At 70.8% G+C, this 11,574-nt stretch carries 12 protein-coding genes; 9 read left to right on the plus strand and 3 right to left on the minus strand.

The window, feature by feature from the left end:
• Positions 1 to 224: 224 nt before the first annotated feature.
• Entirely contained in the window at positions 225 to 419 is a 195-nt protein-coding gene (locus AC08OX_RS09600; RefSeq protein ID WP_198537912.1) for a response regulator, read from the minus strand.
• Positions 420 to 560: 141 nt separating this feature from the next.
• Here AC08OX_RS09600 and AC08OX_RS09605 point away from each other — a divergent pair, with 141 nt between their 5' ends.
• Together AC08OX_RS09605 and AC08OX_RS09610 are read left to right on the plus strand one after the other, a co-directional pair.
• On the plus strand, positions 561 to 1,094 hold the full coding sequence (locus tag AC08OX_RS09605; protein ID WP_476607485.1) for an NUDIX domain-containing protein: 534 nt from the start codon (positions 561 to 563) through the stop codon (positions 1,092 to 1,094).
• A gap of 197 nt (positions 1,095 to 1,291) precedes the next feature.
• Positions 1,292 to 2,200, plus strand: coding sequence for a hypothetical protein (locus AC08OX_RS09610; RefSeq protein WP_476607486.1), 909 nt, complete (start codon positions 1,292 to 1,294; stop codon positions 2,198 to 2,200).
• 61 nt (positions 2,201 to 2,261) lie between these two features.
• On the opposite strand, the gene AC08OX_RS09615 is transcribed toward AC08OX_RS09610, so the two are convergent.
• On the minus strand, positions 2,262 to 2,744 hold the full coding sequence (locus AC08OX_RS09615) for an ArsR/SmtB family transcription factor (RefSeq protein WP_476607487.1): 483 nt from the start codon (positions 2,742 to 2,744) through the stop codon (positions 2,262 to 2,264).
• A gap of 205 nt (positions 2,745 to 2,949) precedes the next feature.
• On the opposite strand from AC08OX_RS09615, the gene AC08OX_RS09620 reads away from it, so the two are divergent.
• From AC08OX_RS09620 to AC08OX_RS09640, 5 genes are all read left to right on the plus strand, one after another.
• Positions 2,950 to 3,162, plus strand: a complete 213-nt coding sequence (locus AC08OX_RS09620; RefSeq protein ID WP_476607488.1) for a CbtB domain-containing protein — start codon at positions 2,950 to 2,952, stop codon at positions 3,160 to 3,162.
• A 35-nt stretch (positions 3,163 to 3,197) separates the two neighbouring features.
• Positions 3,198 to 3,986 (plus strand): CbtA family protein, encoded by a 789-nt coding sequence (locus AC08OX_RS09625; protein ID WP_476607489.1) that lies wholly within the window; start codon positions 3,198 to 3,200, stop codon positions 3,984 to 3,986.
• Positions 3,967 to 4,659 carry a histidine phosphatase family protein gene (locus tag AC08OX_RS09630; RefSeq protein ID WP_476607490.1) on the plus strand — a complete coding sequence of 231 codons (693 nt, stop codon included), beginning with the start codon at positions 3,967 to 3,969 and terminating at the stop codon, positions 4,657 to 4,659. The genes AC08OX_RS09625 and AC08OX_RS09630 overlap by 20 nt, the downstream gene beginning before the upstream one ends.
• 325 nt (positions 4,660 to 4,984) lie before the next feature.
• Entirely contained in the window at positions 4,985 to 5,110 is a 126-nt protein-coding gene (locus AC08OX_RS09635) for a hypothetical protein (RefSeq protein ID WP_023842045.1), read from the plus strand.
• Positions 5,107 to 6,174, plus strand: a complete 1,068-nt coding sequence (locus tag AC08OX_RS09640) for a methyltransferase domain-containing protein (RefSeq protein ID WP_476607491.1) — start codon at positions 5,107 to 5,109, stop codon at positions 6,172 to 6,174. The genes AC08OX_RS09635 and AC08OX_RS09640 overlap by 4 nt, the downstream gene beginning before the upstream one ends.
• Before the next feature lie 232 nt (positions 6,175 to 6,406).
• Here the strand turns inward: AC08OX_RS09640 and AC08OX_RS09645 are convergent, their stop codons facing one another.
• Positions 6,407 to 9,025 carry a SulP family inorganic anion transporter gene (locus tag AC08OX_RS09645; protein WP_476607492.1) on the minus strand — a complete coding sequence of 873 codons (2,619 nt, stop codon included), beginning with the start codon at positions 9,023 to 9,025 and terminating at the stop codon, positions 6,407 to 6,409.
• A 398-nt stretch (positions 9,026 to 9,423) separates the two neighbouring features.
• On the opposite strand from AC08OX_RS09645, the gene AC08OX_RS09650 reads away from it, so the two are divergent.
• Both AC08OX_RS09650 and AC08OX_RS09655 read left to right on the plus strand, forming a co-directional pair.
• Positions 9,424 to 10,953 carry a phytoene desaturase family protein gene (locus AC08OX_RS09650; protein ID WP_476607493.1) on the plus strand — a complete coding sequence of 510 codons (1,530 nt, stop codon included), beginning with the start codon at positions 9,424 to 9,426 and terminating at the stop codon, positions 10,951 to 10,953.
• Between the two features lie 323 nt (positions 10,954 to 11,276).
• On the plus strand, positions 11,277 to 11,574 hold a 298-nt coding region (locus tag AC08OX_RS09655; RefSeq protein ID WP_476607494.1), incomplete at its 3' end, for a DUF2278 family protein.

Below are 11,574 nucleotides of genomic sequence, written 5' to 3' on the forward strand. Positions count from 1 at the left end.
CCCTGCTATAGTGCCAAGGCGCAAGGAATCTCCCGGAAAAATGTCTGAACCGCCTCGGCGTGTCCGGCGCTGAGGTGTCCTCGGTTCTGTGGGGTCGGCTTGCTGGATGGTGACCATCCAGCCTTGGCGGCTGGCCGGCAGACGAGGATGTAGCCGGGATGGTTACCGTCCCCGTCCCGTGCCACCGCCCTACCCACCGGTCGGTACGGGACGGGGACGGCGCGTCAGGAACTCCAGGAGGGAGAACTGCCGTGGCGTCGGCTCGACCGGTGACTCACCCCGCCAGGCCCGGTGCGACGCGGGTCGAGCCGGAGATCGCCAGCCGCCAGGACGACCGGGCGTTCCCCACCACCACGGCGCAGCAGCGCCCGCAGTCGCGCCACCAGACTCCGGTCGTCGTCCGCCACCAGGATGCGCATGCGCGGAACAGTGCCACCCTGCCGCTGGGCGCCGGCCGAATCCCTGCTGAATCTTCACTCTGAAGGACGGGGCCCTGCGCGCTACGTTTCCCGGTCACGGGCCTCGAGTCGGTCCGCGGGAAGAAGAGCACGAGGAGGATCATGCGGCACGAACACCGGACCCCGGTCGACGTTCTTGCGCTACTGATACGGGACGGCCGCCTGCTCCTGGCGAAACGCGCGGGAGGCATCTACGGAAGCGGCTGCTGGGCGCTGCCCAGCGGACGGATCGAGCCCGCCGAGGACGTCGTGACCGCGGTGATCCGGGAGCTCGGCGAGGAGCTCGGTATCGGGGTCGAACCCGAGGAGGTCACTTTCGCGGGTATCACGCATGCCCTTCCGCCGGACAGCGACGCTCGTATCGGTTTCGGCTTCCTGGTGTCGCGGTGGAGCGGCGAGCCCACCAATCGGGAGCCAGCCACCTGCTCCGCCCTCGCCTGGCACCCACCGGACGATCTGCCGGCCGACACGCTGGCGTACAGCAGGGAGATCATCCGTCTGCATCTGCGGGCGGAACCGTTCTCCCGGTTCGGCTGGCCGCCGAGTCGGGGAGCGGGCGCACGATCGCGGCAGGCTTTCTCGGCTATCCGGTCCCGCGACCGGTCCACGGCTCCCCCGCCAGACCGAGCTGGCTGATCCAGGTCTGGTAACAGCGGCGGTCGGCGAGCCGGGTCCAGTCGCCGCCCCACCGCTCCATGGCCGTACGGACACCGCACCCGCAGAATGCGCATGGCGGCGACGTGGATGCAACATGCAACAAAACCTTCACGGCCGTCGACCAATAGCAATGGAGATGCTACTTTCAGTTCACACCTTGAGCGAGAGGGGAGAGGATGACGATCATCGCCATCGCGCCGCATCGAACGCCCGTACGTACCGCCGTCGCGATGATCAGCATCCTCGCTCTCACCACCGTCCTGATCGGCGTCGGCCTAGCCGGATCCGCCGTGGCCGGCGCCTGCCCGACGGCCGGGTCCAGTGACGTGGGGAAGACGGGGAAGATCAGAAAAACCGAGAAGATCAAGAAAACCGAGAAAACCTGTCCCGATGGGGACGATGCGCCGCCGTTCGGCTTTCTCGATCTCGCCGACGCATCCCCCGCCGGCATCCGCGTCGCCGGCTGGACCATCGACCCGGGGGACCTCACCCGCCCCCTGGCCGTAACGATCATTCTGGACGACGTCGCCACCGCCACCGTCGTCGCCGACCGCTCCCGTCCCGACGTCGCCCGGGCCCACCCGGGCGCCGGCCCCGACCACGGCTTCGACACCACCGTGGCCGCCGCACCCGGCACCCACACCGTCTGCACCGCCGCGGTGAACATCGGCCCGCTCGGCTCCTTCCACCGGCGGAGCCTCGGCTGCGCCACCGCGACCGTGGACGCGCCCGCCGTCGACCACACGCCCCTCGGCTACCTCGACCTCGCGACGCCCAACCCGTGGATCACCGCCGGCTGGAGCAGCGTCCGCGTCGCCGGCTGGACCTACGACCCCGACGACCCCGCCGACCCCCTCATCGTCACGGTCACTCTCGACGGTGCCACCGCCACCACCGCCACCGCGGACGCCTCCCGACCGGACGTCGCCCGCTTCTACCCCGACGCCGGCTCCGACCACGGCTTCGAGACCACCGTCATCACGAGCGCCGTCCCGCACACGGTGTGCGCCTACGCCACGAACGCCGGGCCCGACGGCCCCATCCGGCATCAGCTCGGCTGCGCCACCGTCTCCTGGCTCCCCTGACCGCTGCTGGTCCCTCTGACCACCGCCGGCCGCGATGCGCAGGTCCCGCCCGGCGGTCGTCTCACTCGGCGTCTGGAGCGGCGGCCGGAGCGAAGACCGTGGCGAGCGCGGGCAGCGCTCCGGGCACGAGTCGGTAGTAGGCCCACACGCCACGCTTCTCCCGGCTGATCAGGCCGGCGGCGACAAGAACCTTCAGGTGGTGACTGACGGTCGGCTGGGTCAGCCCGAGCGGCTCGGTCAGTTCGCAGACGCACGCCTCACCACCCTCCCGCGCATAGATCATCGACAGCAGCCGCAGCCGGGCGGGAACGGCGATCGCTTTGAGCACACCGACGAGACGTTCGGCGTCCTCCGCGGACAGCGGGGTGCGAGCCAGCGGCGTGCAGCAGGACGCGACGGTGCCCGCGAGCCCGCTCGGTGCGTCACCCTCGTCACCGTGATCACCGTGATCACCGTGATCACGCGCGGTCAGGGGCACCAGGGTCGATGCGAACGTCGTCGTCATGCACACCAGCATGCCCCACGGGACCGCACCCGGGCCCATCCAGCCATCCTGGCGGCCCATAAAACTTGACAGGATTACATAGCGCTGTTTATCTCTACATGTTCGTGTGATGGAAGCCGGTGTGATTCCGGCATGGTCGCGCCACTGTGATCGGCCCGTCCGTCCTGGATGGTCTCGGAAGTCAGACCCATTGCCCGAACCCGTCCTACCCGTGGAACGCGTGATTCCAGTGGAGGTTCTCCGCATGGCGCACCCCGCCGTCTCCCCCGCACCGCTCGCCCTGCCGGCCATCCCGATACGTGAGCTGGTGCCCTTCCTGCTCTTCGGCGGGCTGCTGGCGCTGCTCGGGTTGTACTTCGTCGGCGCCGAGCAGGGCGCGCTGTCAATCTTCGGCGGGAACTACGTCCACGAGTTCGTGCACGACGCCCGCCACCTGCTCGGCTTCCCCTGCCACTAACGCCTCCTCCCGATCTGTTCCAGCGAGGAGACGCTGTGGCACGAACACTGTTGATCCGTGGCATGCTCGTCGGTCTGGTCGCAGCCGTGCTCGCCTTCATCGTCGCGAAGACCCTCGGCGAGAGCCAGATCGGTCACGCGATCACCTTCGAGTCGGCAGGCGAGAGTTCCACTCATGCGCACGAGGTGGTGGGTCTCGCCGCTCACGCGCACGAGGAGTCCGAGCCGGTGTCCCGGACCGTGCAGTCGACGCTCGGTCTGTTCACCGGTCTGCTGCTCTTCTCCGTCGCCATCGGCGGCATGTTCGCCCTGGCGTATGCGTGCGTGCAGGGCCGCCTGGGCACCCTCGGGCCCCGCGGGACGGCCGCCCTGGTCGCCCTCGCCGGGTTCACCGCGGTCTACCTCCTGCCCGATTTGAAGTACCCGGCGAATCCCCCCGCGATCGGGAATCCCGACACGATCGGCCGGCGGACCGTCCTGTACTTCCTCATGATCCTGATCTCGGTGATCGTCGTGGTCGGGACGGGTGTGGCCGCGCGGCGGCTCACCGGCCGGCTCGGCGGCTGGAACGCGACGATCGCCGCCGCCGTCGGCGGGCTGGTGGTCCTGGGCGTCGTCTACGCCGTTCTGCCCCGCGTGCACGAGACGCCGGAGGGCTTCCCGGCCGACGTGCTGTGGCGGTTCCGGATCGCCTCGCTCGCCATCCAGGCGACCGTCTGGGCGGCCATCGGCCTGCTGTTCGGCACGTTGACCGAACGCGCGTTCCGACGTACCGCGGCCCCCACCAGCGCGATCGGTGCCGCCGGTGCGGCTGGCCCTGGTTAGTTGCGCGCCGACCGTGGCCCTGCGGGCCGCCCGGTTCCCTGTCGACGAGCCTCTCGACGCCGACGGGCTGCGCCGAGCCGCCGGCGCCGCCGAGGCGGTAGCGGCTGGCGCGCTTCCCGCGACGGGACGGGTGCTCTGCGACGGATCCGCGCGGGCCTGTCAGACCGCCGCCGCCCTGGGCCTCGGTGCCCGCAAGGGTGACGTCACCATCCCGCGGGCCCCGGGCCCACCCGTCGTCCCCGAGGTGGATCCGGCCCTGCGCGACCTGGACGTCGGGGCCTGGCGGGGGCGCAGCCTGGACGAGATTCCCCCGGACGAGCTGCGCCGGTGGCACAGCGATCCGGCGGTGGCCCCGCCGGGCGGCGAATCCCTACTGAGCTTGCTCAGCCGCGTCGAGAACTGGCTGGTCCGGCGAAGCACCGAACCGAGCCACATCATCGCGGTGACCCATCCGGCGGTCATCCGGGGCGTGCTCGTGGTCGCCCTGCGCTGCCCGGTCGAGATGTTCTGGCGGATCGACGTCGCCCCGTTGACGGCGACCCTCCTGCACCATCGGATCGGCGCGGGCGGTCATGACGGCACGACCGGCACGCAGCCGAAAACGGAGAGTGCCGCGACCGCGACCGGAACCGGAACCGACTGGACCTTGACACACGTCTGCCGCCCGCTTTAGCGAGATCCGCCGGGTCCGGCGTCCATCGGCGCCGGTGCGCGGGTGGGAAAGCTCATGGTCGCCCAGGGGGCTCGGGGTGACCGTTCTGCCCGACTACAGCATCGTGGGCGACCCGCCCGAACGCAGCGGCGTCATCACCCACCGCTCGCTTGGAGGTCGAGTGAAAATCGCATCAGAATCGTCAGGTTCGACCGGTTTCCCGGCCCGGCCACGAGGCTGCCGCGGCCCCTTGACGCGCGGCACCGTCCGGATGGAATCATGGCCGTGGGTCCGAACCCCCAGGTGGCCCCAGGTGGCTAGATGACCCCGGGTGAGAGGCGGTCGGGTGGGTAAGCACGCGAAACCGGTAGCCTGCCCGACCTGCAACGGCAGCGGGAAGATCACCGTGACCAGCGACGGCAAGAACGAGACCGTCTCCTGCGGCGTGTGCAAGGGCTCAGGGAAGGCGTGAGCGTCCGCCGGGTGAACCGCGAGGATTTCATCCCGGATGAGATCTGGGTCCGGGACGAGGACGGGTTCTTCCTGGTCCCGCTCCGGCGCCAGGATGATCCACAGCGGTGGTCGGAGCTGTGCCGCAGCGACGACGGGATCACGACGCAGGTCGACGACGGGACGGGCAGGTACGACGGTAGGGGCGTCATACCGACCAGTTCCAGCAGCGCGCCGTGGGTCATGGCCCGGATGCTCGACCTCCTCGATGTGCGGGACGGGATGAACGTCCTCGAGATCGGTACCGGGACCGGCTATAACGCGGCGCTGCTCGCCGAGCAGACCCCGACCGGCCAGGTCACCACCATCGAGATCGATCCGGGAATCGCGGGGCACGCCCGCGCGGCCCTCGCCAGGATCGGCCGTCCGGTGACGGTGGTCGTCGGGGACGGCGCGGCGGGGTTTCCCGATCGGGCTCCCTACGACCGGATCATCGCCACGGCGTCGGTGGTTACCGTTCCCTACCCCTGGATCACGCAGACCCGGCCGGGCGGGCGGATCGTGCTGCCGTTCACGAGCGAGTTCGGTGGGGCACTGCTGTCATTGACCGTCGCGGACGGCACCGCCTCGGGCCATTTTCATGATGATGCGGGTTTCATGCGGTTGCGCGGCCAACGGGCCGACAAACCCGTCTGGTGGCTCGGCGAGGACGACGCCGACGTCAGAACAACCTGCCGGTATCTGGATGAGCCCTTCGCGGACGCCGCGGCCGGATTCGCGGTCGGCCTGTGGCTGCCCGGCTGCACCACCGGGCAGATCGAGGAAGGCGGCCCGGCGAGAACACTTCTGCTGTCCCACGCGGCGTCACATTCGTGGGCGTCACTGACCGCCGGGTCGGACGGGCAGTCGGACGGGCACGAGGTCACCCAGTATGGGCCACGACGGTTGTGGGACGAACTCGAAATGGCCTACGACTGGTGGGTGAACGCAGGGCGGCCGTCCTGCGCCCGCTTCGGGCTCACCGTCACCCCCGACGGTCAGACATCCTGGCTGGACTACCCGGAGCGGGTCATCCCGGCCTCGTGACCCCCGCGGACGAACCGCGCGACGGCGAACTGGCGCGACGGCGAATCGCCGAGGGTTGGTAACGGTCTCCGGTCTTGAAACCGCGCCTCACCCTCGGCAACTCTCTGTCATCAAAAGGTCGACGTCATCAAACGGTCGACGTCGCCGACCATCGGTGCATCTGCGGGGTCAGCACCTCGGATCCCGGGATCCCGGGATCCCGGGCGATCGGCGGCCCTTCACCGCTGCGGCATTACCGCGGCAGGCCGAGCCACCGGGCCCGCCTGCCGGCGGGCGGCGGTTGCTCGTCGGCAGAAGCCGCGCCGACCGCGACCATGGGTGCGGGCACCCGCACCGGTGCGTCCCACCGGCGACGCGAGCCGGTCCCGATGACCGCCGTCGGCAACGCGTCCATCGGGTCGACGAACCGGCCGGTCGACTCCTCGAACACCCAGATGCGCGCGTCGGCGATGTCGAAGTACAGGCCGACGAGTTCCAGCGTGCCGCGTGCCAGGGCACGGCGCACGGCCGGATGCGCGCGCAGGTTCTCCAACTGCTGCGCCACGTTGGCGCGGCCCAGCCTTTCCACCGGGGGCAGGTCCTCCGTGCCGGCAGGGGGCGTCCGCTCAAGCGAGGCGGCGGCGTGCGACAGCCAGCCCGCCAGGGCCGAGTCGGGTGCGCCGTCGAGCGCGCCGGACAGCAACGCCTGCATGGCGCCACAGCCGGAATGGCCGCACACCACGAGCGAGGGCACCCGCAGGACGTCGACGGCGTAGTCCAGCGCGGCGGTCACCGACAGGTCGCCACCGCGCCGCAAGGGCGCGTCCGGGTCGGATCCGGCGGGGTCGTCCACCGGGACGATGTTCCCGACATTACGGATCGTGAACAGATCGCCGGGACCGCTACTGGTGATGATGTTGGGAACAATGCGGGAGTCGGCACAGGTGAGGAACAGGGCGCCGGGCTGCTGTCCCCCGGCGAGCTCGTCGAAGGTGCCCCGCAGGAGCGGGGCGGCCCGCCGGTGGAACTCGTTCACCCCGAACAGCATTGTGCTGACGTGGTCGAATGTCCGGTCGGGGGAGGCCTGCGCCGGCACCGACACCGCCGTGTCCGGGCCCTGGACTGGGTGGATCGCCGGCGGAGTGACGCCGGCGGGCTGGGAATCCGAGGACCGCGATCCCGACGAAGGGGAATCAGACGAGGAGGGATCCGACGATGACGAGGCGAGTTCCAGTTCCTGCCACTGCGACCAGGGCGCGAACCAGCGCGGGAGGTGCGGGACGACGGTACGGCGCCGCTGCTCCGCGACCTCGGCCGGCCGGCGGAACCAGACCTGGCCGATCTCGTCGACGCTCACCGTCCCGCCGGACGCCTCGTGGTTCGCGCACCAGCCGCGCAGATGCTCATAGGCGGCGTGGTCAAGGTAGTCGACGATGAGTTCGATCGAGACGGGGGCACCGACGGGGATACGGCCCAGGATCCGCGCGAGGCGGGGCAGGGACAGGAAGCTCAGTGTCCCCTCGACTTCTACCTGCCAGAGCTCGCCGGTGCGGACCAGCCGGACACTCGACCACAGCACCCGGCGCAGGACCAGGGCGAGCGCGGTGAGCAGACCCAGGGCGACGCCCTGCAGGAGGTCGAGGGCGACGACACCGACGATTGTCACCAGGTAGACGGGCAGCTCCCCGTGCCGGCGGACGTGGCGCAGATGCGCGACGTTGACCAGCCGCGCACCGACGACGACGAGCAGGCCGGCGAGGGCGGACAGCGGGATCCACTCCACGATGCGACCCAGGAACACGGCGAACAGCAGCACCCAGACGCCGTGCAGGACGGCAGACTTCCGGGTACGCCCGCCGGAGGCGACGTTGGTGGAGCTGCGCACGATCACCCCGGTGATCGGCAACCCGCCGGCCAGGCCCGAGACGAGGTTCGCCGAGCCCTGCCCGAGCAGCTCGCGGTCGAGGTCGACGCGCGGCCCCCGCCAGCCTCGGGTGGTGGCAAGCTGGTCCACCGCGACGGCCGAGAGCAGGGACTCGACGCTGGCGACGATGGCCACGGTGACGACGCCCAGCGCGATGCCGGACCAGTCGCCGTGTGGGAGGCCCGGCAGGGCGACCGCGTCGAACAGGGACGAGGGCAGGTCGACCCTGGGCAGGTCGAAGCCCGCGACGGCAGCGAGCAGGGTGCCCGTCACGACCGCCGCGAGATAGGCGGGGATGGCTCGGACGGCGTTCGGCAGCCTCTTCGGCAACCGGGGCCAGAGCAGGATCGTGGCGATGGTGACGAAGCCGACGAGGGTCGCGGAACCGTGCGGATCGATGATCGCCTCGGGCACTGCCACGACGTTCTCCCAGGCGTGGCTCTCGGCCTGTCCGCCCAGCACCACGTGGAACTGGCCGAGGACGATCGTCAGCCCGATGCCGCCGAGCATCCCGTGGACGATGGCCGGCGAGACGGCCAGGGAGGCGCGGGCGACCCGGCAGAGCCCGAGCAGGATCTGCAGAATCCCGGCCCCTGCGGTGATCAGGCAGGTAACGCGCCACCCGTAGGTGTGGACGAGATCGGCGACGATGACGGTCAGCCCGGCTGCCGGCCCGCTCACCTGCAACGGCGCACCGCCGAGGGCGCCGGCGACGACGCCGCCGATCACCGCGGCGAGGAGACCCGCGGCGACCGGCGCCCCCGAGGCGACGGCGATGCCCAGCGACAGGGGCAACGCCACGACGAACACGACCAGGGAGGCCTGGAGATCGGGACGCAGGGGGTTGTGGTCACCCCGGGTCCGGCGCACGTTCTTGGCGGTGGACCCGGACATGGGCGGCGAATGGCTGTGCCGGGACGGTGACGGCGGGGAAACCGAAGCGGTCATGGCATCCTCCTCGAGTTCGATGCGGCGGGACGGGTGTCTCGTCGGAGATCGGCCCCGAAGTGTCACCATTGGCGATGGTTTGCCGGCGCCCGTCGGACACTGCGGTCCGACCACATCCGACGCCCACCCTGGACCCGCAGAAACGGAAAGTGACTAATGATGCACAGATCTCAACGTGCGAGTCCACAGCCGAGTTTCCCTCTGTGACAAAAGCCCCATTTATGCGTGACGCTGGACACCTTCTGTGGCATCTGCTCCTGGGCTCGGACCAGCGGCGCGACGGCGGCCCCGGGTCGCGACCGGACGGGCGGGCATCACGTTCGGGCGGGCATCACGTTCGGGCTCGATGCCCGGCGGCGGCACGATCCTGCCTGGAATCCGCATGGAAGAGGTGCACCGTGAGCACGGACAGCTTCGACGCGGTGATCGTCGGGGCCGGTCCAAACGGGCTGACCGCAGCCCTGACGCTGGCCGAGGCCGGCTGGCGGGTACTCGTCCGGGAGGCTGCGGGCACTCCCGGTGGTGGGCTGCGAACAGAAGAGCCGACGCTGTCCGGCTTCCGGCACGACGTGTGCGCAACCGTTCTGCCGCTCGCGCTCGCATCCCCCGCCCTGCGCGCCTTCGGCACAGGGCCGGCGTCCTCCGCGAACCCGGCGTCCTCCGCGAACCCGACCCCCACCGCAGACCCGACCCCCACCGAGGGGCTTCGGTGGGCGCATCCGCCGGTGCCGCTCGCCCACCCGCTCGACGACGGCCCGGCGGCGCTGCTGCGCCGCGACCTCGACGCCACCGCGGCGGGCCTCGCCGACCGGGACGGCGTCGATTCCGGCTGGCGCTGGCTGGTCGGCCCGCTGGCGTCCGACGGCTCGCGGCTGGCCGAGGGTGTGCTGGCACCGTTCGACCTGCCGCCCGCCGCGCCCCTGGCCCTCGCCCGGTTCGGCGTGCGCGGGCTGTGGTCCGCGACCGCGCTCGCCCACGCCGCGCTGCGCGGTGAGGCGGCGCGAGCGCTGTTCGCCGGGCTCGCCGCCCATTCCATGATCGATTTACATCGCCCGGTCACCGCGGGCTACGGGCTGTTCCTCGGGGTGCTCGCGCACCAGGTCGGCTGGCCGGTAGCCGTCGGTGGATCATCATCACTGGCAGAGGCCCTGGTCGCCCGGCTGCGCGAACTCGGCGGCGAACTGGTCACCGGCGCCCCGGTGACCAGCCTGTCGGAACTGCCGCCCGCGCGGGCCGTGCTGCTCGATCTCACCCCTCGCCAGGTGCTCGCGGTCGCCGGCGCCGCGCTGCCCGGCCGCTACCGCGCCGCGCTCGGCCGATACCGGTACGGACCGGGAGTTTTCAAGATCGACTGGGCGCTCGACGGACCGGTGCCCTGGCGCGATCCGGCGGTCGCCGGGGCGGCGACCGTGCACCTGGGCGGCACGCTCGCCGAGATCGCCGCGGCCGAGCGTGCCGTCGCCCGCGGCCACCATCCAGACCGGCCGTTCGTACTGTTCGTTCAGGCATGCGCCGCCGACCCGAGCCGTGCCCCGGCCGGCCGGCACACCGGGTGGGCCTACTGCCATGTCCCACTGGGCTCCAGCGTCGACATGACCGACGCGCTCGAGTCCCAGGTCGAACGCTTCGCTCCCGGATTCCGCGACCGGGTGCTCGCTCGCCACGTGATGGGACCGACGGCGCTGGAGGCGCACAACGCCAACGAGATCGGCGGCGACATCGGCGGTGGCACCGCCGACCTGCACCAGTTGGTCGCCCGGCCGGTGCTCTCGCCACGCCCCTGGGCGACGCCGCTGCCCGGCGTCTACCTGTGTTCCGCCGCCACCCCTCCCGGCGCCGGGGTACACGGCATGGCCGGGCTGCACGCGGCGACCCTCGCCCTCAGCCGGGAGCGGCGAGCGGCCTGGCCCGTAGGTCGGCCGAGATGAGATCGTCGCCGACCCTGATCTCGCCGCCGTAGGCGAGACACGCCGGGAAATGCGCGACATGCCGCCGCCCACGGATCTTGTCTCCTGCCTGGAGACACTCCGACGGTAACCGCCCGGGCGCCACGCCGACCATGAATCACCGCCTTTTCATGACCGCCCCTCCATGATGGGGGTCGGCCGCCGGCCCGCGGGCGGCCTGCATCACCGTTGGGTGACCGCAGACCAACCGATAGGTGAACTCCCCCCGCCGCACCCGCCTGGCCAGACGGGAATGATATCGTTCAACCGGATCTTTTCATCGCCGCGGAAATCGGGGAAATGTTATGCCGCTGGCAGGCTACGGCGTCTTGAAAGGCCGGCTACTCGACCGGCGCAGGGAGGGCGGGCACGACAGCCCGCATTACCAGATACACGTCGAGGGTGGTGGCTCTTTCCGAGTCGCCGTAAACGTTCTGTCCGCCCAGCCCCCGTCCGAACTGCTGTACATCGCGGTCGAGGAGTTCCACCATCCGATCCTCGACCGCCTCGTCGACCTGCCCGACGGGTTCACCCCCCTGAAGTCCAGGCCCGGCGGCCTCGCCCTGGACTTCGTCCGGGGCAACCTGTTCGATCGCACCGGGC

The sequence above is a fragment of the Frankia sp. CoBUL1 genome, assembly GCF_978021245.1.

Excerpts from the sequence above, each read along its gene's own strand:
- AC08OX_RS09610 (WP_476607486.1), top strand. The coding sequence starts at position 1,292 with ATGACGATCATCGCCATCGCGCCGCATCGAACGCCCGTACGTACCGCC.
- AC08OX_RS09605 (WP_476607485.1), top strand. The coding sequence starts at position 561 with ATGCGGCACGAACACCGGACCCCGGTCGACGTTCTTGCGCTACTGATA.
- AC08OX_RS09615 (WP_476607487.1), bottom strand. The coding sequence starts at position 2,744 with ATGGGCCCGGGTGCGGTCCCGTGGGGCATGCTGGTGTGCATGACGACG.
- AC08OX_RS09620 (WP_476607488.1), top strand. The coding sequence starts at position 2,950 with ATGGCGCACCCCGCCGTCTCCCCCGCACCGCTCGCCCTGCCGGCCATC.
- AC08OX_RS09600 (WP_198537912.1), bottom strand. The coding sequence starts at position 419 with ATGCGCATCCTGGTGGCGGACGACGACCGGAGTCTGGTGGCGCGACTG.
- AC08OX_RS09645 (WP_476607492.1), bottom strand. The coding sequence starts at position 9,025 with ATGACCGCTTCGGTTTCCCCGCCGTCACCGTCCCGGCACAGCCATTCG.